The organism is Pseudomonas sp. NFACC10-1 (assembly GCF_900119195.1).
Taxonomy (GTDB): Bacteria; Pseudomonadota; Gammaproteobacteria; order Pseudomonadales; family Pseudomonadaceae; genus Aquipseudomonas; species Aquipseudomonas cerasi.
This window is the reverse complement of sequence record NZ_FPJB01000006.1, coordinates 244,524-266,040: the sequence shown is the minus strand read 5'-3', so window position 1 is coordinate 266,040 and position 21,517 is coordinate 244,524. Positions and strand designations below refer to the sequence as shown.

Annotated in this window: 15 protein-coding genes; 7 read left to right on the top strand and 8 right to left on the bottom strand. The window is 61.1% G+C overall.

The annotated features are described in order from the left end of the window. Nucleotides 1-82: 82 nt before the first annotated feature. The gene (locus tag BT119_RS18590) at nt 83-1,033 is read right to left on the bottom strand and encodes a LysR family transcriptional regulator (RefSeq protein WP_072366588.1); all 951 of its coding nucleotides are present in this window, start codon (nt 1,031-1,033) and stop codon (nt 83-85) included. A 107-nt stretch (nt 1,034-1,140) separates the two neighbouring features. Beyond that, the gene (locus tag BT119_RS18585) at nt 1,141-2,196 is read right to left on the bottom strand and encodes a GGDEF domain-containing protein (RefSeq protein WP_054081446.1); all 1,056 of its coding nucleotides are present in this window, start codon (nt 2,194-2,196) and stop codon (nt 1,141-1,143) included. 402 nt (nt 2,197-2,598) lie between these two features. On the opposite strand from BT119_RS18585, the gene yghX reads away from it, so the two are divergent. Further along, a complete protein-coding gene (yghX, locus tag BT119_RS18580; RefSeq protein WP_003416575.1) occupies nt 2,599-3,486 on the top strand; it encodes a YghX family hydrolase in 888 nt (295 codons plus the stop codon). Nucleotides 3,487-3,631: 145 nt separating this feature from the next. On the opposite strand, the gene BT119_RS18575 is transcribed toward yghX, so the two are convergent. After that, the gene (locus BT119_RS18575) at nt 3,632-6,679 is read right to left on the bottom strand and encodes a D-2-hydroxyglutarate dehydrogenase YdiJ (protein WP_072366586.1); all 3,048 of its coding nucleotides are present in this window, start codon (nt 6,677-6,679) and stop codon (nt 3,632-3,634) included. 151 nt (nt 6,680-6,830) lie between these two features. On the opposite strand from BT119_RS18575, the gene BT119_RS18570 reads away from it, so the two are divergent. The 4 genes from BT119_RS18570 (at nt 6,831) to BT119_RS18555 (ending at nt 11,427) form a co-directional block, all read left to right on the top strand. After that, nucleotides 6,831-7,736, top strand: coding sequence for a LysR substrate-binding domain-containing protein (locus tag BT119_RS18570; RefSeq protein WP_003369550.1), 906 nt, complete (start codon nt 6,831-6,833; stop codon nt 7,734-7,736). A 24-nt stretch (nt 7,737-7,760) separates the two neighbouring features. Beyond that, nucleotides 7,761-8,672, top strand: a complete 912-nt coding sequence (locus BT119_RS18565; RefSeq protein ID WP_072366584.1) for a LysR substrate-binding domain-containing protein — start codon at nt 7,761-7,763, stop codon at nt 8,670-8,672. A 188-nt stretch (nt 8,673-8,860) separates the two neighbouring features. Further along, entirely contained in the window at nt 8,861-10,171 is a 1,311-nt protein-coding gene (locus BT119_RS18560; protein WP_072366582.1) for an MFS transporter, read from the top strand. Further along, nucleotides 10,168-11,427 carry a metal-dependent hydrolase family protein gene (locus BT119_RS18555; RefSeq protein WP_072366580.1) on the top strand — a complete coding sequence of 420 codons (1,260 nt, stop codon included), beginning with the start codon at nt 10,168-10,170 and terminating at the stop codon, nt 11,425-11,427. The genes BT119_RS18560 and BT119_RS18555 overlap by 4 nt, the downstream gene beginning before the upstream one ends. A 7-nt stretch (nt 11,428-11,434) precedes the next feature. On the opposite strand, the gene BT119_RS18550 is transcribed toward BT119_RS18555, so the two are convergent. After that, the gene (locus BT119_RS18550) at nt 11,435-12,337 is read right to left on the bottom strand and encodes a polysaccharide deacetylase family protein (RefSeq protein ID WP_072366578.1); all 903 of its coding nucleotides are present in this window, start codon (nt 12,335-12,337) and stop codon (nt 11,435-11,437) included. Continuing rightward, on the bottom strand, nt 12,334-13,482 hold the full coding sequence (locus BT119_RS18545) for a GNAT family N-acetyltransferase/peptidase C39 family protein (RefSeq protein WP_003434063.1): 1,149 nt from the start codon (nt 13,480-13,482) through the stop codon (nt 12,334-12,336). Before BT119_RS18545 ends, BT119_RS18550 begins: the two co-directional genes overlap by 4 nt. Before the next feature lie 93 nt (nt 13,483-13,575). On the opposite strand from BT119_RS18545, the gene BT119_RS18540 reads away from it, so the two are divergent. Then, entirely contained in the window at nt 13,576-15,162 is a 1,587-nt protein-coding gene (locus BT119_RS18540; RefSeq protein WP_003369538.1) for a RimK family alpha-L-glutamate ligase, read from the top strand. A 4-nt stretch (nt 15,163-15,166) separates the two neighbouring features. Further along, nucleotides 15,167-16,096 carry a magnesium transporter CorA family protein gene (locus tag BT119_RS18535; protein ID WP_003369536.1) on the top strand — a complete coding sequence of 310 codons (930 nt, stop codon included), beginning with the start codon at nt 15,167-15,169 and terminating at the stop codon, nt 16,094-16,096. 4 nt (nt 16,097-16,100) lie between these two features. Here BT119_RS18535 and BT119_RS18530 read toward each other — a convergent pair whose 3' ends face one another. The 3 genes from BT119_RS18530 to BT119_RS18520 are packed head-to-tail and all read right to left on the bottom strand — an operon-like array spanning nt 16,101 to nt 21,515. After that, a complete protein-coding gene (locus BT119_RS18530; protein WP_003369534.1) occupies nt 16,101-16,952 on the bottom strand; it encodes an urea carboxylase-associated family protein in 852 nt (283 codons plus the stop codon). A gap of 55 nt (nt 16,953-17,007) precedes the next feature. Beyond that, nucleotides 17,008-20,103: an error-prone DNA polymerase gene (locus tag BT119_RS18525; protein ID WP_072366576.1), complete on the bottom strand. Its 3,096-nt coding sequence runs from the start codon at nt 20,101-20,103 to the stop codon at nt 17,008-17,010. Continuing rightward, nucleotides 20,100-21,515: a Y-family DNA polymerase gene (locus BT119_RS18520; protein WP_072366573.1), complete on the bottom strand. Its 1,416-nt coding sequence runs from the start codon at nt 21,513-21,515 to the stop codon at nt 20,100-20,102. Before BT119_RS18520 ends, BT119_RS18525 begins: the two co-directional genes overlap by 4 nt. Nucleotides 21,516-21,517 lie beyond the last annotated feature (2 nt).

The window sequence follows — 21,517 nt, the reverse complement described above, 5'->3', positions numbered from 1 at the left end:
GACGCGCTGCGTCCGGCTTTCAGTCTTGTGCGACGACAGGCGTTATCAGCAACCGGGCCTGAATGCTGCCTGCATGGCCCGCTCACTCGGCATAAATGCTCTGTAACAGGGCATCGTGCGCGCTGGCTTCGTGCATGATCATTTCCGGCAGCAGGATTTTTGCGCTGTCGGCAATTTCATCGATCAGCGCGCTCGCCACATCCGACAACGGGCTGGCGAAGGCTGAAATCAGCCCGAAGAAAAACGGAATGTTGCAGGCGATCGGTCTGACGACCAGGCCTTGTACCGGCACCCCCAGCGCTGTGAACGGATCGACCAGTGCAACGCCCAGCCCGACCCTGGCCATCTGCATGGCAATCAGCGACGTATTGGTGTCCAGCATGCGCGGCGGCTGACCACCCGCCTCCTGAAACGCCTTGTCGATGCGTCGACGAAAGCGATACGGGTTGGCCATGGTGATCAGCGTTTGCTGACGCAGCAGCTCCATCGACAGCACCTCATGAGCGGCCAGCGCCGAATCGGCTGGCAATACCGCCACACAAGGCGCCTCGCCGATCCAGTGGATTTCCAGACCACGATGCTCAAGCGGCAGGCTGACCGCGCCCAGGTCCATGGTTTTCGACAGGACAGCCTGAACCACGTTCTCCGGAGACATGCTATGCAGCTGAATATGTTGCGGACGCAGGTGCGCGGGCAGGCGCGACAATGCAGCAGGCAGCAGGCCAGCCGCCAGGGCCGAGATCGCCACCAGCTTGATCTGATGGTTCTCCTCCTGGGCAATGTGCTGCGCGCGCTGGCGGATGTTGCGCACCCCCAGCAGCGCACTCTCCACTTCGCCATACATCATGAATGCCTTGTGGGTAGGCGTGACCTTTGGCCCGCTGCGCTCGAACAACGCAAAGCCCAGTTCCTGCTCGAGCTCCTGAATGGCCCGGGTGACCGAGGGCTGAGATCGGCCGAGCATTTTCCCTGCCGCCGTGACACTGCCTGCCGACATGACTGCCGCGAAGGCTTCGAGCTGACGCAAATCCATAAGCATGCCTTGATCGATACACTGCCGATGAGAAAGCACGACGCTGTGCTCCCCGGTTCAAAGCGCGAAAGTCTACACGCTGGTAGCGCCTGACGTGAGCCAGCACCTCATCCGGCGATCATTACCCGGTTTCGGCCCTGCTGTTTGCCCATGTACAGCGACGTGTCGGCGCGATTGAGGGCCAACTGAAACGCCTCGCCCGTGGCGATGGTCGCCACAGCGACTGTGGCGCTGACGGCGATAATGCGCTCGTTGATCAGACCGGCCTCTTCGGCGATACGCCGCCAGATACGTTCTGCCGCGCGCAGTGCGTCTTCGGGCGTAGTGTCAGGCATGAGCACCAAAAATTCCTCGCCGCCCCAGCGCGCTGCCATATCACTGCTGCGCACGCTCGAACCGATGATCTCGGCGACCCGTTGCAGAACCACATCGCCGGTTTCATGCCCGTGGATATCATTGATCTGTTTGAAATGATCGATGTCGAGCAGGATCAACGAAGCCGACAGCCCCTGCCGTCGGCCTTCCAGCTCGCGTATGCGATGCAGCACTCGTCTGCGCGTATAAAGATTGGTCAGGCTGTCGCGGTTGGCGATATGAAACAGGCTCAGTTGCATCGACGAGGTGAAACGTACCGACAGTGCAGTGGCGTAAATCGACAGAGTGGTCGCAGAGAGTACGTTGACGATACCGAACGCATCGAGCACGTTCTGGCTGAGACCGGATCCCTGCCCCGTGTATCGGCGAAAGGCAAAGCAGCCCACCAGCGACAGCAGAATCGCCACGCTGTAGGCAATGCGTCTGATGACGTTCAGTTGAAACGTGAAGGCAATGACGGGAATCACGCAGAATATGTAGAAACTGAAGTTGCTTTCCCAGCCCAGCTGCCACGTCGCGAGCACGGCATGGCCGATGATCTCCAGGCACATCAGTTGTCCGGCTTGTCGATGCCGACGCCTGCGGATCAAGTAGATGCAGTTGACGTAAACCAGCGTGCTGACGATGTTCGCCATCCACATGATCTTCATGCCCAACCCCAGGAACACTGTCAGCCACACACAGTGAATGCCCAGAGCGACATAAACGATCGGGGTGATGTGTTTCCAGAACTGGATAGCCGTGTCCTTGAACAGCTGGGTGCGGTCTTCCGTCGGAAGGCTCATCATCACGTTATCTCGAAATGCAGGTGGAATATGACCATCAGCGTAGGGGCGAGATCATGATGTATTGTCGGCCTGAACCGACGCCGCTTTATACAGCGACTGGATAATATATTTGTCTGCAGCGCCCGAACCCCGTGAATGCCGGAAGGACTCAAATGGACATCATTGAGACCGTGTAGTGCAATCCCGTGCCTGAATTTTCATAGTCAGCTGGCCGTCGGCAGCGTCCGGCAATATGCAGTGAGCTTGCACTCCGGGCAGCGTATGGCGGTTTTTCGTCGCTTTACGGTAGCGATCCTGATGCTCCGGAAATACTATCGGGAGCGGACCTTGTGTTGATCACGTATTGCTCGTCAGCCCGCCAAGATGCAGGCAGCCCTGAATGATTCGGAAGGAAGCTTACCGATGGAACGTCTCACCGCAAAAGACTTTGCTCCTGAACTGCTTGAGCTTTATGACTACTACGCACACGGCAGGATCAATCGGCGCGAGTTTCTCGATCGTGCAGCGCTGTTCACCTTTGGCGGCCTGACCGCCAGTGCGCTGCTTGCCTCGCTGAGCCCCAACTATGCGCTGGCCGAACAGGTGGAATTCACCGACCCGGACATCATTGCCGAGTATGTCTCCTATCCTTCGCCCAAGGGGCATGGTCAGGTTCGCGGCTATCTGGTACGTCCGGCCAAAGCCGCCGGAAAAGTACCCGCAGTGGTTGTGGCACACGAGAATCGCGGCTTGAACCCTTACATCGAAGACGTGGCGCGCCGCGTTGCCAAAGCCGGTTTCATTGCGTTGGCACCTGACGGGCTGTCGTCGGTCGGCGGCTATCCGGGCAACGATGACAAGGGCCGTGAGCTGCAACAGACGGTCAACCCGGAAAAGCTCATGAACGACTTCTTTGCCGCCATCGAGTGGCTGATGAAGCATGACGCGACCACCGGCAAGGTCGGCATCACCGGTTTCTGCTACGGCGGCGGTGTGGCCAATGCTGCGGCGGTTGCGTACCCGGAGCTGGGCGCTGCGGTGTCGTTCTACGGGCGTCAGCCCAATGCCGAAGACGTGGTGAAGATCAAGGCGCCGGTGATGATTCACTACGGCGAACTGGATACCCGCATCAACGAAGGCTGGCCGGCCTATGAAAAAGCCTTGAAAGCTGCGGGCAAGACGTACGAAACGTACATTTATCCGGGCGCCAATCATGGTTTCCACAACGACTCCACCCCACGTTACGACGAAGCCGCGGCCAAACTGGCCTGGGACCGCACATTGGGATGGTTCAACAAGTACCTGGTCTAAGTTCTGGCCGAACGGCGCGGCACAGATCTGTGACGCGCAGCATCACGCAAGGCATTCCCACGCAGGAGCGTGAGGAACGATAGTCCTGTAACTATCGTGCCCATGCTCCGCGCGGGCATGCCGTTCTGGACGCTCTGCGTCCTCTCTATAGTGCCCTCACCCGTTCCAGCAGTACCTGTAGTGGATGCTGCACCACTTTGCCATCCTGGCGCTTGACCTGGCTGCGGCATGAGTAGCCATCGGCGACCAGTCGACCTTCACCGCCATGCCGCGCCACCAGTGGCTGCCAGGACTGACGATAGATGATGTCGCTGGTTTTCGCGTTTCGGGTTTCATGCCCATAGGTGCCGGACATGCCGCAGCAGCCGCTGGCCAGCACTTCCAGCTTGAGCCCGGCGCGGGCGAAGGCTTTCTGCCAGAGGCCGACACTGGCGGGCTCGTTGGTCTTTTCAGTGCAATGCGGCAGGAAGTAGTACGTCTCTTCCGATGCCCCATCACGACCTTCCTCGACCGTGGACGCCAGCCATTCCTGCGGCAGCATGACCTCGGGTACATTCTCGCTGCCCAGCGTCTTGCTGTACTCCTGGCGGTAAACCAGGGTCATGGCCGGGTCCAGACCGATCAGCGGGATGCCGTACCCGGCCAGCTTGCCCAGCGACTGGCTGTTGAAACCGGCAGCCCTCTCGAACGCCTGCAGAAAACCCTGCACCTGCAGCGGCTTGCCATTGGGCGCAAACGGTGCGAGGTAGACCTGATAACCGAGACGCGAAATCAGCTCCAGCCAGTCTGCCGCCAACGGGGTTTCGAAGTATCGGGTGAATGCATCCTGAACCAGCACCACCGTGCGCTTGCGCTCCTCCTCGCTCAACGCGGCCAGGCGCTGCGGCGTAGCGATGCCGACATTCCAGCGAGCGCAGGCCGCGCGGAAGTCGGTCAGGCTCAATAACGGGCTGTCGACCATGCCTGCCACATGCTCAAGCAGGTAACGCACCAGCCTTGCGCCCATGATCGCGTTATACAGCTTCGGAAAGCGCGCCAGGTGCGGGATGCTGAACTCCAGCGAGCCAATCAGGTAATCCTTGATCGGGCGCAGGTAGCGGCTGTGGTACAGCTCGAGAAAGCGCGAACGGAACTCGGGCACGTTGACCTTCACCGGGCACTGTCCCGCGCAGGACTTGCAGGCCAGGCAACCGGCCATGGCGTCGTAGACTTCATGGGAGAAATCCTTCTGCCCCGCAACTCTGGCGACGCTGTTGACGGTTCTCTCGGCAAGACTTTTCAGCACATTGGCACTGCGCGCCCTGGCGCTGGCGGTGAGGACATTGACGTCCTGCTCGCCTTGCAGACGCAGCCATTCCCTGACCAGCGAAGCGCGGCCCTTGGGTGAGTGAATACGGTCACGGGTGGCTTTCCACGACGGGCACATGGCATCGTCGGTGTCATAGTTGTAACAGGCGCCGTTGCCATTGCAGTGCAGCGCGCTGTCGTAGCTTTGCCAGACGCGTTCATCGATCGTGCGATCCAGGTCACCACGCAGTGTCACTTCATCCACCAGCGTCAAGCGTGATTCCGGCACCGTCGCAGGCGTGGCGATCTTGCCGGGGTTGAGCTGGTTGAACGGGTCGCAGGCGGCTTTGAGGGCCTGCAATGCGGGATATAACTCGCCGAAATATTCAGGCACGTATTGCGAACGCAAGCCCTTGCCATGCTCGCCCCAGAGCAGCCCGCCATAGCGTTTAGTCAGCGCGGCGACGGCGTCGGAGATTGGCCGAATCAACGCCGCCTGCGCGGGGTCCTTCATGTCTAGAATCGGTCGCACGTGGAGCACGCCGGCATCCACATGGCCAAACATGCCGTATTGCAGCCCGTAGCTGTCCAGCAGCGCACGGAACTCCTGAATGTAGTCGGCGAGATTTTCCGGAGGCACGGCAGTGTCTTCGACGAACGGCTGCGGCCTCGCTTCACCCTTGACGTTGCCGAGCAGCCCCACCGAGCGCTTGCGCATGGTGTAGACGCGGTTCACCGCTGCACTGCCAGCCGCCAACGTGTGGCCGAGGCGCACCACCGATGTGTCAGTCTGCAAGTGCGCAACGAACGCATGAACGCGCTGTTCCACCTCACTCAACTCATCGCCGCTGAATTCGATCAGGTTGATGCCCAGCGTCGGCGTCGCAGGGTCCTGGGGGAAATACTCGGCGACGCCATGCCAGACGATATCCTGCATGGCCAGCATCAGCACCTTGGAGTCCACGGTCTCGATGGACAGCGGTTTGTGCGCCATCAGCGCCTTGGCGTCCCGCAGGGCGTCCATGAAACCGGCATAGCGAACATTGACCAGAATCGAATGTTTGGGGATCGGCAGGACGTTGAGTCGGGCCTCGACGATAAACCCCAGTGAACCTTCGGAACCGCAAAGTACGCTGTTGAGGTTGAAACGCCCGTCTTCCTCGCGCAAGTGCGCCAGATCGTAGCCGGTCAGGCAGCGGTTAAGCGGCGGAAAGACATCCTTGATCAGTTGTGCCTGCGTATCGGCGATCTGCTGCGCGCAACGATAAACGTCGCCCGCGCGGTCGACGCGTGCCTGCTCGCTGGCCAGTTGTTCGACATTCAGCGCATGGCTGTTGACGTACGAACCGCCCAGCAACACCGTGGACAGCTCAAGGACGTGGTCACGGGTCTTGCCGTAGGTGCAACTGCCCTGCCCGCTGGCATCGGTGTTGATCATGCCGCCAATCGTGGCGCGGTTAGAAGTCGACAGTTCCGGCGCGAAAAACAGCCCGTGCGGCTTGAGCGCGGCATTGAGCTGGTCCTTGACCACACCGGTCTGCACGCGCACCCAACGTTCCTCGACGTTGATCTCAAGAATAGCGTTCATGTGCCGCGACAGGTCGACCACCACGCCGTCGGTCAGCGACTGCCCGTTGGTCCCGGTGCCGCCGCCACGCGGGGTCAACACCACCTGTTTGTGCTCGGGCCGCGCCGCCAGCCGGGCGACGATTGCGACGTCATGGCTGTCCATCGGGAACACGGCAGCCTGCGGCAGGCGCTGGTAGATGGAGTTGTCAGTGGCCAGCACTGTGCGCGCACCGTGGTCACGGGCTATTTCGCCACGAAAGCCGCCCTCCGCCAGGGCATTGAGGAAACGGTCATAGTGACCGACCTGCTCGGAAGTCGGTTTCAACAGCGCAATCATGGGTGGTGTTCCTCGCTAGGCGTTTTATATGCAAAGCACGTATGCTTCGAAACGCTCGAATGCATGGCGTTATCAACGGTTAGCGTGATTCTCCGGCCTGTCATGCTTCAGTGCAAACGTAAAACCTGCCGTTTTTCCATGAGCTTTATGAATGAACACCCGAAGACTGACGCCCTCCATGTCGCTGCTGCTTGCCTTCGAGGCGGCCGCCCGGCATGGCAGCTTCACCAAGGCCGCAGATGAACTGGCCCTGACCCAGAGCGCCGTCAGCCGGCAGGTGCAGGCGCTGGAGGCACAACTGGAAGTCGAGTTGTTCAAGCGCGATGGCAGACGCATCGAGCTGACCACCGCAGGCGCGCTGTATCAGCATGAGCTGGCTGCCGCACTGGGCCGCATCCGCAGTGCAACCCTGCAAACCATCGCGCACAAGGCCGAAGGCGGCACGCTGCATCTGGCCGTGCTGCCCACCTTCGGCTCGAAGTGGCTGCTGCCACGCATGAATGACTTTTACACCCGGCATCCGGGCTATGTGGTGCACATCCATTCACGCATCGTGCATGCCGACCTGACGCCCGCGGCCAGCGAAATGAACGCGATCATCTGTGCCGGCAACGGCAACTGGCCCGGTTACATCGCTCATCCGCTGGTCAGTGAAAAACTGGTGGTCATTGCCAGCCCGGCAGCCCTTGCCGGCTACCAGTCGATGACTCCGGCGCAGGTGGCCCAGCATGCGTTGCTGAGCGTTGTGTCGCGGCCCAATGCCTGGTCGGACTGGTTCGACAGTAATCGGCTGGACCACCACATCATGCGCCCCGGCCCGAGTTTCGAACTGACCTCGCACCTGATCCAGGCCGTCGCGGCCGGCATTGGTATCGCACTGGTGCCGCGCATTCTGGTGCAGGACGAAATCCACAGCGGCGAACTGGTCACCCTGTTCGAGCCTCTGGACAGCGGACGCAATTACTATCTGGCCTACGCGACGCGCTTTCAGAACCTGCCCTCGCTGTGTGTGTTCAGGGACTGGCTGCTGGCGACGCCGTTTCCCGACCCTTTGTAAAACCTGCCCGCAACAGGAGCCACTGTGCGTATCGAGCCCCTTCCGCCGCTGCAGAACCTGATCGCTTTCGAAGCTGCCGTCCGGCATGGCAGCTTCACGCGTGCCGCCATCGAACTGAACCTGACTCAGAGCGCGATCAGCCGTCAGGTCGCGCAACTGGAGGAATTTCTCGGCCGCGCGCTGTTTCGTCGCGAGCACAAGCGCATTCATCTGACGGTCGCCGGACAGATTTACGCCGAGCAGATCCAGCGCGTACTGACCCTGTGCGCCGAAGCCACCGCACAGGTGATCACTCACAGCGGTGATCAGCAACTGACCCTGGCCTGCTCCAGTGGCGTGGCGGCCTTGTGGCTGGGGCCTTTGCTGGGACGTTATCGCGATGCCTTTCCGGCCGTGGATATCCGACTGCGCGTGGTCGATGGGCTGGATTCGCTGATTCGCGCCGAATTCGATCTGGCGCTGTATTTTCTGCGTGAAGTCTCACCGGCAGGTCTCGACAGCCGTCTGCTGTTCGCCGAATCGGTCAACGCCTATTGCTCGCCCGACTACCTCGGCGGGCGCCTGCTGGAGCCCGCGCAACTGCTGGATCATTGCCTGCTGATGCTCGAAGACGGCCAGCGTCAATGGCTGTCCTGGGGTGACTGGTTCGGCCGCCAGGGTGTCGATGCCTCGCTGATCCGCAAGCGCATGACCGTGAACCTGTATCCGGTGCTGGTCGATCTGGCGGTCGCCGGGCATGGCATCGTGCTCGGCTGGCAGCCGATGATCGACCGCCACCTACAGTCCGGCGCGCTGGTGCCCGCGTGCCGCAAAAGCGTCGGCGCGGTAGGCGGCTATTATCTGCTGACACCCAACGACAAGACGCCTCGGCGTGCCGCGCGTGCCTTCGAGAAATGGCTGGCAGACGAAATAGCCACACTGGCTCCACCGCTCTGAATCCTGCATGCGTTTGGCGCATGCAAATCTGCGTAATAAGCGTTTTGTTAAAATCGGCCCAGCGCCTACTCTCGACTGAAACGGGCAAAAAGACCTGACTCGGCCGCACTCACACACACCCTGCCCCTCAATCAATGCAACCGATGCAGGGGGTTTCCCTGCGTGTATCGCATGCAGGAGCCTATCCAGTGAGCACATCACAATCCTCTGCTTCACGCCCCCATGAACAAAAGGCACGCCGCGCGGTGGTTGCCACGGTCATCGGCAATGGCCTTGAATGGTTTGACTTCACGGTCTACAGCTTCTTCTCGGTGATCATCGCCAAGGTGTTCTTCCCCACCGGCAGCGAACTGACCTCTTATCTGCTGGCGCTGGCGACCTTCGGGGTCGGCTTCTTCATGCGTCCGGTGGGTGGCATTGTGCTGGGCATCTACAGCGACAAGCGCGGGCGCAAGGCGGCATTGTCGCTGACCATCCTGCTGATGGCGCTGGGGACACTGATCATCGGGCTGACACCCGGCTTTGCGCAGATCGGCTATCTGGCACCCCTGCTGATTGTCCTGGCGCGTCTGCTGCAAGGCTTCTCTGCCGGTGGCGAGATGGGCAGCGCCACGGCGTTTCTCACCGAGCATGCGCCTGAGGGCAAAAAAGCCTTCTACTCCAGCTGGATTCAGGCCAGCATCGGCGTCGCGGTCCTGCTGGGTTCCGCGCTGGGCGCGGTGCTGTCCAGTTACCTGACCCAGGCACAGCTCGAAAGCTGGGGCTGGCGGGTGCCGTTTCTGATCGGCACGCTGATCGGGCCGGTCGGCTTCTATATTCGCAGCCGGGTTGACGAGACACCTGCCTACAAGGCTGCAAAACCGGTCGAATCGCCGCTGCGCGAAGTGATCAAGACCTACCCGCGACAGACCCTGATCAGCTTTTCGCTGGTCGTGCTGTGGACCGTCTGCACCTATGCCATCCTGTTTTACATCCCCTCCTACGCCCAGCGCGTGCTCGGCCTGCCGTCATGGATAGGCTTCAGCGCCGGCATGATGGGCGGCGCGGTACTGATCGTCGCCACACCGATTGTCGGCGCCCTGGCCGACCGCAGCGGGCATCGCACGTGGCTGCTGGGCTCGGCCATTGCCATCTTCCTCAGCGCCTACCCGATGTTTCTGTTCATCAACCAGATGCCGGGGCTGTTTTCACTGTTGATCTTCGAGCTGGTGCTCGGCCTGCTGATTTCCGCTTACATCGGCTCGATCCTCGCAGCCTTCGGTGAATTGCTGCCAACCCACGTGCTGTCCACCGGGCTTTCGGTGGCCTACAACTTCGCCGTCACGATCTTCGGCGGGTTTGCCACCTTTACCATCACCTGGCTGATTGCCTCGACCGGCAGCAACCTGGCGCCGGCCTTTTACATCATGTTCGCTGCCATCGTCAGCGGTATTGGCGCACTGCTTTATCGCGACCGTGCGCCCGCGGCTCACCCCCCCTTGTCTGGAGCTTACCAATGAGTACCACTGAAGCCACACGCCTGATCCTGCGCAACGGCCGCCTGCTGGACGTGCAACGCGGGCAATTGATTTCGGGCCAGGAGGTCGTGATCGAGGGTGAGCGCATTGTCGAAGTACGTGCCGAGGGTGAACCGGCCCCGGCTGGCGCTCAGGTCATCGATCTGGGTGGCAGAACACTGATGCCCGGCCTGATCGACTGCCATGTGCACGTGCTGGCTTCCAACGCCAATCTGGGCATGAACGCCCTGCAACCCAACGCAATCATCATGTACCGCGCCTTGCCGATTCTGGCGGCGATGCTCGACCGTGGTTTTACCACCGTGCGCGATGCCGGGGGCGCTGACTGGGCACTGGCCCGTTCGATTCAGATGGGGCTGATTCCCGGCCCGCGCATCTTCGCATCGGGCAAGGCACTGTCGCAGACCGGCGGCCATGGCGACATGCGCGCACGCGGCGAATTGCTGCTCAACGAGCCCTGCTCCTGTTGCTTCCGCGCCGGGGCCATCGCCCGCGTGGTGGATGGCGTTGACAATGTGCGCCTGGCGGTGCGCGAGGAGCTGCAGCAAGGCGCCAACCAGATCAAGATCATGGCCTCGGGCGGTGTGTCCTCGCCAACCGACCCGATTGCCAACACCCAATACAGCGAAGCTGAAATCCGCGCCATCGTCGACGAGGCCGCCGCCGCGAACACCTACGTCATGGCGCATGCCTACACCGCTCGGGCGATTCGCCGTGCCATCGAGTGCGGTGTCAGAACCATCGAACATGGCAACCTGGTCGATGCCGACACCGCGCGGCTGATGGCCGAAAAAGGTGTATTTGCGGTGCCCACCCAGGTCACTTACGAAATGCTCGCTGAATACGGCGAACGCTTCGGGCTGCCAGCTGACTCGGTCGCCAAGATCGAGGATGTGCGTCAGGCCGGGCGCAATGCCCTGCTGCTGTTCGCTGAAGCGGGTGTACCGATGGGCTATGGCTCGGATTTGCTGGGGGAAATGCATGAGTACCAGACTCATGAATTGAAGATTCGCGCCGAACTGCTGGGTAATCTGGCAGCGCTGCGCAGTGCCACAAGCGTGGCAGCGCAGATCCTTCAGCGCGAAGGCGAACTGGGCTGTATCGCCGCCGGCGCGATCGCCGATCTGCTGGTGGTGGATGGCGACCCGCTGAGCGATATCAGTTGCCTGGTCGGTCAGGGCGAACATCTGGCAATGATTGTCCAGGGCGGTCATGTGCGCAAGAACACCCTGGTCTGACGCCTGGTCAGTGCGCGTTGTGGTCCCAGATCCAGTTCCACACACCGGGCAAGCTGACAAGCTCGCCCGCCTCCTTGACCGTCCTGGCCAGTGCTGCGCGCTGCAACTGCGTACTGTCGTCGTAGAACGGCTTGTCGGCGAGCCTTACGCCAGTCTGCCCGGCACTGTCGACCAGAATCTGCAGGTACTCCCGCGCATGCCGCGCGGTGTAGCGGTTCAGGTCGTGGAAGGTCACCACCACCGGAATCACGCCATCCACCGCAGGCAGCTCTCCGGCGGCAATGCGTTCGCGCACTTGCGAGAGCTGGCTGACCATGTTGGAACGGCGGCGCAGGCTGAAGTTATAGCCCCAGATCTTGCCGTCATTGGCACTCAGGTCAGTGAGCAGTACCTGCAGATGGTGGCGCTGATAGGCGCTGAACGTGCGTTTGTCGTAGTTCCAGAACGGCGGACGCAACAAGGTGGTCGGCACACCGGTGATAGAGGCGATGATCGCGCAGCCCTGGGTCAGGGATTGCTCCAGTTCCTCATCGCTCAGTGAACGGTGGTTGGTGTGGTGCGGCGTGGCAGTGTGAAAGCCCAGCAGGTGCCCTTCTTCATGCTGACGGCGCATGATCGCCCGGCCCTGATCACTGTTACCCGCACCGGTTGCGCCGGTCTGCACGAAGAACACCGCCTTGATGCCCGGCTGCAGCGGATTGTCGGCCAGGCTGTCGAGCACGGTGATGCTGGGGTTGTAGAACGTCGAGGCGCTCGGGCCATCGTCGAAGGTCAGCAGAAAGCGCACCGGTGGCTGTTGCTGCAGCTGCGCGGCGGTTTTCGCGGTCAGCGGGATCGGCGCGCTGATGCAGGCCGACAGGCTTGCAGCGATGGCCAGTACGCAAAAAGCCTTGAGCACGAACTTAATCACGATGGGGAATCCTGTGGCCGGTCTGCTGAAGCGCCCGCATCATCATCCACAGGCGCGGCAAACACAATCACTGCCGCCCGAAGTTTATCGGCACCGAAACAACTCATGCGATTGAAATCGGCATGGCTTACCGGCATATGCTGGCAGTCGATGGCCTGCCGATGCAGGCTGTGATCAATATCGGGATCGTGCAGGTAGACGAAATCGCTGTCGCAATCGGTGACCATCACCCAGTGCGGTGCCTTGGAACGGGTCAGACGGTAACTGCTGATCAGCACCAGCGGCTTGCCGCCCTCGGCCAGTAAGCGCGGCAGGTTCAATGAGCGGTTGGGCAGCGTCTCTACACCGCAGGTTCGCAGCTCATGACAGAACTGCTCATGAACCAGGCGAATCACCTGTTTCTTGTTGTCGCTGCGCACGCCGCCCAGAAACAGCGGGCCCGAGACCGACACCAGCAACTTCACGGCAAAGCCCCGTCGCCGGGCAGCCAGCGCCAGCCCCTGAGGACTGCAGCCGCCGTGGCCGGAGGTCATAAACACGGTGGTCGCCTCGCGCCAGATCTGCAGCTCTTCGGCACGCCCCATCGAACGCGCAGGTTGCAGGGCTTTCATGGCCATCAACAGACAGGCCGGGCCGCAGGTGAACTCCAAAGTCTGCTGGTAGTAAGGCACTGAGCGACTGTCCAGCCGGGCGTGCTCAACGATACGTTTCTCGTAGCGCAAGGCCGGGGCATGGTCCTGGTAATAGTCGTCGACCTGAGCGAAACGCCGGTAACCATTACGTTCGTACAGCCCAATAGCCGCGTGGTTATCAGGGCGCACCTCAAGGCGCAGGTAAGCGCAGTCGCGGCCCACGGCCTTCTGCTCGGCACGTTGCAACAACTGCTTGCCCAGCCCCTTGCCCCGCGCCGCATCGGCAATCGCCAGCGAATACAAACGCCCCAGCGAGGTGCCCCGATGAAACAGCACCAGCGCATAGCCGGTGAGCTGTCCGGCCTGCTCGGCGACGATCAGGCTGGCATTGGCGCGGCGAATCATCCAGTGAAAGCTGCGCTCGGTCAGACGGTCGCCGTCAAAACACTGGTTCTCCAGAAGCAGCAAATCATCGACATCGGTTTCAACTGCATCTCGAAATATAAAGTCCATCTCCACCGCCGTAAAAGTTGTGTAACGAAACGGGACATTTCAAAAAGCACATGCTTAATAGAAAGGACTTGTTTCCCATCGGATCGATTACACATGTCAGCGGCACAGGTGAAGATGAACGAAGTATCTGCGCAACTTGCGCTTTCAGCAACAACCCGACGAGCAGACCCCACAACACTCTTTGCAGCGCAGAGGCAACTGGTGATTATTGTCGAACGGCTCGAAGACTGGGCATCGTACTTCCCCAGCGAAGACTTGATCAGCGCCCAGGACTATCTGGAAAAACCGCTGAAAGCCACGGCAGGCAAGCGTGTGCAAGTCATCAACCTGTGCCGCAGCTACAAATACCTGGGCCATGGTTATTACTGTTCCCTGCTGGCCGAAGCGCGCCAGCACAATGTCATTCCCTCGGTAAAGACCATCAGCGAATTGACCCGAAAGTCACTCTACGGCCTGGCACTCGATGACCTGGACAAGTTGCTGGAGACCGCACTTGAGGACCATCCCTATGACGACACCGAAGGGTTTACCCTGACACTGTACTTCGGTCAGACCACACTTGAGCCGTTGAAGGATCTCGCCCGTCAATTGTTTGAAGTCTTCCCCTGCCCGATCCTGATGGTGGAGTTTCGCAAGCGCGACAATTGGCACATTGCCGGTATCAAGGCCGGAGCTCTGCCGCGTCTGCGCGAGGATCAGCAGGATGAGTTCGCCACGGCGCTGGAGGGCTTCAGCCGCAACGTCTGGCGCCAGCCCAGTTCGCGGCGAATGGCCCGCTACGACCTGGCGATTCTGCATGATCCGCAGGAACAGCTGCCGCCCTCCAACCCTGAGGCGCTGGCCAATTTCATCCGCGTCGGTCAGCGCCTGGGCATCGATGTCGAGCTGATCGAAAAGAAAGACTACGCCCGACTGGCCGAGTACGACGCGCTGCTGATTCGTGAAACCACCAGCGTTGACAACCACACCTATCGCTTTGCCAAGAAAGCCGAAAGCGAGGGGCTGGTGGTCATGGATGACTCAACCTCGATCCTGCGCTGCACCAACAAGGTGTACCTGACCGACCTGCTCAAAAGCCATGATCTGGGCATGCCGCGAACGGAAATCCTCTACAAGGACCGCCCGGAAGAACTGCAACACGTGGCCACACGCCTGGGTTTCCCGCTGGTATTGAAGATTCCCGATGGCTGTTTTTCCAGAGGCGTGATCAAGGTCAGCACACCCGAGGAAATGCACACGGCAACGACCCAGCTGTTCGAGCACTCGGTATTGCTGCTGGCTCAGGAGTTTTTCTACACCGAGTACGACTGGCGCATCGGTATTCTCAATCGCAAACCGATATTCGCCTGCCAGTACTTCATGTCCAAGGGGCATTGGCAGATCTACAACCACAAGGCGATCGGTGCCGAGGTGATTGGCGAATGCCGCACGCTGGCGGTGCACGAAGCGCCGCGCGCCGTGGTCGAACTGGCGCTCAAGACCGCCAACCTGATTGGTGACGGCTTGTATGGCGTGGACCTGAAACAGTCAGGCGATCACGTGGTGGTGATCGAGGTCAACGACAACCCGAACCTGGATGCCGGCATCGAAGACGCTTATCTGCAGGATGATCTTTACAGCCTGGTGCTGGAAGAGTTCGTCCGCCGTCTGGAGCTCAAGCGCCTCGGTCAGGCATGGTGAAACGATGATTCAGGGCCTGAAACTCGACAACAACCAGTTGCTGGCATGTGATCCGCAAAAGGCTCAGGTGCTGTGGTTCAGCAAACCCGATGCCGGGGAACGCAGATTATTGCTGGAGCGATTTCACCTTGATGAGCATGCCGTTGCCTCGGCACTCGACCCGGACGAAATTTCGCGCATCGAGTTTCACCCTGATGCGTTGTTCGTCATCTGGAAACGTCCCGAGAACTATTCGGGCAAGGACAGCTTCTCGTTCGACGTTTCGTCCTTTGGCGTGCTGTTGAGCCGGGACCAGTTGGTGCTGATCTGCGATGACGAGCAACCCTTGAGCGCGCTGGGGGCTCACCGCCCGTTGGACCAGCCGCTGGATATCCTTCTGGAGCTGCTGTTCAACAATATTCATCACTATCTGGGCCATTTGAAAGTCATCAAGATGGTCGCCCGGGAATTGCAGCAGAAATTCAACTCTTCCCTGGAAAACCGCCATTTGCTGCAGATGTTCAACCTCAGCGAAAGTCTGGTGTATTACATCAATGCCATCCACAGCAACGGTGCGGTCCTGACGCGTCTGCGCAACCATGCGCAAGGCCGGCAATACGCAGCCGACAGCCTGGCGCTGATCGACGACATGATCATCGAGAACGATCAGTGCTACAAACAGGCCGAGATCTATTCCACGGTGTTCGCCGGGTTGATGGATGCGCGCGGCAATCTGGTCAACAACAGCACCAACACCCTGCTGCGCAAACTGACCTTGATCAATGTGGTGTTTCTGCCCCTGAACCTGATTGCCGGGATCGGCGGCATGTCGGAATTCAGCATGATGACCGCCCCGCTGCACTGGTGGGTGGCTTACCCGGCACTGCTGCTGGCGATGCTCGGGATGGGGGCGGTGATGGTCTGGGGACTGCGCAGAATGGCGCGCGCAGCCTGAGCGGTTATTGCTCCCACTCGGCCTTGGCGATCTGCAGACCATGCAGGCCGTTGTAAGCTGCGCGCTCGGGGGACTGCCAGCCGTCCAGCAGCGACGCATCGAGGTCATAGATCTCGACGCCCAGCGGTCGGCAGACGCTCAACGGGTCCTGCGCATCAGGCCCCCACATCGGCAATGACAGGTCGCCACCCGGACACGTCGACAAGGCGCATAGCAGGTCGATTTCCGCGAAGAACTCCAGATAGTCGCCCTTCTGCGCCGGGCAGGCTTTCATGAAATACAGGTCGTCATGGTTCAGGCCGGTGCACTGGAAGATGTTCAGCACATCGTGCACATCGAACTCGGTCAGCCCGTGCGGCAGCACTGCGCGGGTCAGGTTGGAATGGCAGTGATGGTGAAAGTCTTCGCCGGTCAGCATCTTGTTGACGTAGGGATCGCAACGCGTGCCGAGCAGGTCATGCAGGCGGCCGCCGTGTTCGTCAGTTCCGTAACTGGCCAGACTGTCATCGGTGATGGTGACCAGCGGCCGTAAAAACGGCAGGTTCGACCACAGCCGGTCATGGGTGCTGACATGCGCGCCCTGCAATTGCCGCGTGCGCGCAGCCCACAGACGCTCGCGGGGGTCGTTGGCGTTCCACACATTGAAATCACCCACCTGCGGGCCCACCGGTGTGGTGACCCGAAACACCTGACCGGCCTTGACCTTCCAGGCCCGCCCGGTACGAATCGGTACTTCGAACTGTTCGACGAGGGTGCGTTGCTGCGCATTCGTGCGGATGCGCTCATAAAAGGCAGTGGCCACTTGCAGCGCCGCGCCTTTGCTGACCTGGTAAGCGGCTGGATAGTCTTTGTACATACAGGGCTTCTCGGTGGCAGGATGTACCGATTGCTACTGCAAATTACAGGCCCGATTACTGGAAGTCCCGACTGCGCACATCCAGTCCGGTCAACAGCGGCGTCAGGTCATACAGCCGCTGGGCGATCAGGTGCCGTACGCCGCTTTTTGATTCCAGGCGCCCGAACACCTGCAGCAGTTGCGAGCCCACCAGCACCTTGCGCTGACGCTCGGCCAGGTCGCGCCAGACCACGACGTTGACCATGCCGAATTCGTCTTCCAGCGTCACGAAGGTCACGCCACTGGCGGTGCCCGGTCGTTGACGGCCAATGACCAGCCCCGCCACGCTGAGGGTCCGGTCGTTTTCCAGGTGTAACAAGTCTTGTGAGCTGCGAAAGCGCTTGGCAGCCAGTTGCCGGCGCAGCAAGGCCAGCGGGTGCGGGCCCAGGGTAGTGCCCAGCGTTGTGTAGTCGGCCACCAGGTCTTCGGCCACAGTCGGCAGTGGCAAGATCACTTGGGTTTCTTCGCTGGGCAGGTCGTCGAACAGCGGGCGCTGGGCCTCAACCCCGGCCACTTCCCAGCGCGCCCGGTGCCGATGGCCGATCAGGCCGCGCAAGGCACCGGAATCCGCCAGTGCTTCGGCGGCGCGCGAGTCCAGTTCGGCGCGCAACGTCAGGTCCGTGGCATCGACAAACGAGCGTTTCGCGCGCGCGACTTCGATGCGCAAGGCATCTTCCTCACGAAAGCCACGGACCATGCGCAGCCCGAGGCGAATCGCCAGGTTGCGTGTGCGGTCGGGATGATCGAGCGGCTCCAGCGAACAATCCCAGTCGCTGTAGCGCACATCCACTGGGCGGATTTCAATGTGGTGGCGACGTGCGTCTTGTAACAATTGATCCGGGCTGTAAAACCCCATCGGCCAACTGTTGATCAGCGCACAGGTGAACGCCGCCGGCTCGTGGCATTTGAGCCAGCAACTGGCGTAGGTCAGCAAGGCGAAACTGGCGGCATGGGATTCGGGAAAACCATAACTGCCAAAGCCCTTGATCTGTTCGAAGATCCGGTCGGCAAAGTCCGCTTCATAGCCGTTTTTCAGCATGCCCGTACGCAGCCGTTCGCGATGTGGCTCCAGCCCGCCGTGACGTTTCCATGCGGCCATCGCGCGGCGCAACTCGTCCGCTTCGCCCGGCGTGTAGTCGGCAGCGATGATCGCCACTTCCATGACCTGCTCCTGGAACAGCGGCACACCCAGGGTGCGCTTGAATACGGATTCAAGCTTGGGCGGATAGGTGACTGCCTCTTCGCCATTGCGCCGCCGCAGGTACGGGTGAACCATATCGCCCTGGATCGGCCCTGGCCGGACAATGGCGACTTCGATGACCAGGTCGTAGAATTTTTCCGGTCTGAGGCGCGGCAGCATGGCCATCTGCGCACGCGACTCGATCTGAAACACGCCGATGGTGTCGGCGCGGCTGATCATTTCGTAGGTTTTCCGGTCGTCGCCCGGCAGACTTGCCAGGGCCCAGCGTTTGCCCCGGTGCAGATGCACCAGATCGAACGTGCGGCGCAAGGCACTGAGCATGCCCAGCGCAAGAATGTCGACTTTCAGCAGGCCGACCAGGTCCAGGTCGTCCTTGTCCCACTGGATGATGGTGCGGTCGGCCATCGCGGCGTTCTCCACCGGCACCAAGGTCTCCAGTGGGTGTTCGGAAATCACGAAGCCACCCGGGTGTTGCGACAGGTGCCGGGGAAAACCGATCAGTTCGCCGGTCAGCGCCAGCACGCGCTTGAGGATCGGCGTGTCGGCATCGAAGCCGTATTCGCGCAAGCGTTCAGGCGACGGCAATGAATCGCTCCAGCGGCTGAAGGCTTCGGCCAGGGCATTGATCTGGTCTGGCGGCAAGCCCAGCACCTTGGCCACGTCACGCATCGCGCCGGAGCCGTGATAAGTGCTAGCGACAGCAGTCAGCGCCGCCCGGCCCCGGCCATAGCGCCGAAAGATGTACTGAATGACTTCTTCGCGGCGGTCATGCTCGAAATCCACGTCGATGTCCGGTGGCTCGTTGCGCTCTCTGGAGATGAAGCGCTCGAACAGCAGATTGCTCTTTTCCGGATTCAGCTCGGTGATCCCCAGCGCATAACATACTGCCGAGTTGGCAGCCGAGCCGCGTCCCTGACAAAGGATGTGCTGGCTGCGGGCAAACTCGACGATGTCATGCACGGTCAGAAAGTAGCTGTCGAACTTCTTTTCCGCGATCAGCGCCAGTTCCTTCTCGACCTGCGCACGGGTGGCTGGCGTCAGCCCCTTCGGCCAGCGTTTTCGGACACCGCGCTCGGTCAGTTCACGCAGCCACGACGTAGGTGTCTGGCCTTTGGGGACCAGCTCGTGCGGGTATTCATATTTCAATTGTTTGAGATCAAACGTGCAGCGCCGGGCAATACGCACCGATTCGGCCAGCAGCCAGTCCGGGTAATGCTCGGCAAGCGCATCCAGTGGCCGTAAATGGCGCTCGCCGTTGGCAAACAACAAGTGCCCTGCTTCGGCCACGGTCGTGTGATGGCGAATGGCAGTCATGGTGTCCTGCAGGGCACGCCGGCCGCGTGCGTGCATGTGCACATCACCACTGGCTACTGCCGGGATACCCAATAATTGAGCCAGCGCCAGCAAGTCGGCCAGACGCTGCTCGTCATCCGCGCCGCGATGTAACTCCACGCCGAGCCAGAGGCGCTCGGCAAAGCGCTCACGTAACCAGCGTCCATGCGCCAGACAGGCTTGCGCGTCGCCTTCGATATCCGGCAGCCATATGGCCAGCAACCCGTCCGGCGCAGGCTCGAAATCTTCACGCAACAACCGGTATTCACCTTTTCTGGCTCTGCGGCGTGCCACCGTGATCAATTTGCACAGCGCCTCATAGCCTGTCTGGCTTTCCACCAGCAGCACGGCTTTCGGCCCGTTCTCGATGTGCATTTCGCTGCCGATGATCAATGGCAGGCCGGTGCTGATGGACGCCTGCCAGGCACGTACGATACCGGCCAGCGTGCACTCGTCAGTGATGGCCAGCGCCTGGTAGCCGTGGCGCAAGGCTCGTTCGAACAGCTCACGGGCGCTTGAGGCGCCGCGCTGAAAACTGAAGTTGGACAGGCAATGCAGCTCGGCGTATTCGCTTGTCATGCGAACCAGCCATGCAGCAGCAGTTCACCCTGCTCGCCCACGCTGCGATAGGCCCAGGCGCGCTGGCCGCTGGAGGTTTCGACCAGATAGTAGTCGCGACGTACATCGCCGCCGTCCCACCAGCCTGATTCGATTCGCTCGGGCCCCGCCACGATGCGCGTGGCATGAAGTGGCAGCGGCTGGGGTTCTCGCAGCAACCAGCCCGGGCGCGTACAACCCTTGCTCGGCAAGACCGGTTTGCTTGTGCTGTGCGGTTGCCAGGCGCATTCAGGGCGGTGATCGGCCTGAGCGCGTAAGCCATTGACCGACTCGTCGCCCAGACGCGCCCGCAGGCGCTCGCGCAGTTGCTCCCAGGGCAAGGTTTGCTGCACGCGCTCATCGAACAACTGACGGTGCGCCGGGACAAAATCCGGCAAGTCTCGCGCCAGCAGGCGCACGGCACGTACCGGCGACGCGACCAGCACCTGCTCCAGCCTGCCGCGGGCCAGTTCGAACAGCATCGAAGCATCGCGCTCGGCACTCAGCAGTCCGACGGGTACCACAGTCTCCGGACCTTCAACATGCTCCAGATGCAGGGAAAATCGCTGCACACCGCTGTCGCGTCCGGCGAGGAACAAGGCCAGATCGGCGATCAGCCGCTTGAGCGGAAACAACAGGGCCTGATGGGACTCGACATCGAAATTCAGCTCGATGCGTACATCGAAAAAATCCGGCGGCGTGTAGCATTCCAGCGCCACGGGGCGCTCGCCGAGCAAGGTGTCGAAGTGCTGCAGCACGCTGGCCGGAAACCGCCGTGCTAGCGTATCGCGGGGCAGCGCCAGCACCTGCCGCACGCTACGCAGCCCCATGCGCGTCAGGGCAGTAGCGGTTTCGCGGCTCAGGCCGATGCGTTCCAAAGGCATCTGCTCCAGACGGCGGCGCAATTCATGTGGACAGTCGATGCTCAGCCCGTCATGCATGTTGGCCAGCATTCGCGCGGCTATCGGGTTGGGCGCGACCACGATGCGATGGCGGAAACCCTGCGTGGTCAGCTCTTCACGCAAACGCGCCTCGAACACTGGCCAAGGGCCGAACAGCCTGAGGCTGGATTCGATTTCCATCAGCAGTACCCGCGGGTACTTGAGACTGACATTGGAGCTGAAACCGTAGGCCCAGGCCGCGAGCAGTTGCTGCAAACGCTCGATATCGGCCGGGTCATGCTCGATCGTGGTGAAGTTCGGCACCAGCGCCTGTGCTGCGGTCAGCGACTGCCCGGCTTTCAGCCCCAACGCACGCGCAGCCGGATTGACGCTCTGCAACACGCGACGTTGAGCGCTGCCGCTGATCAGCGCCAGCGGTTCATCGGGGTTGCCGTGACGACGCATGACGCCGTCCAGCGCCAGTTGTGGCAGCAAGACACAGGCCCAGAGCATAA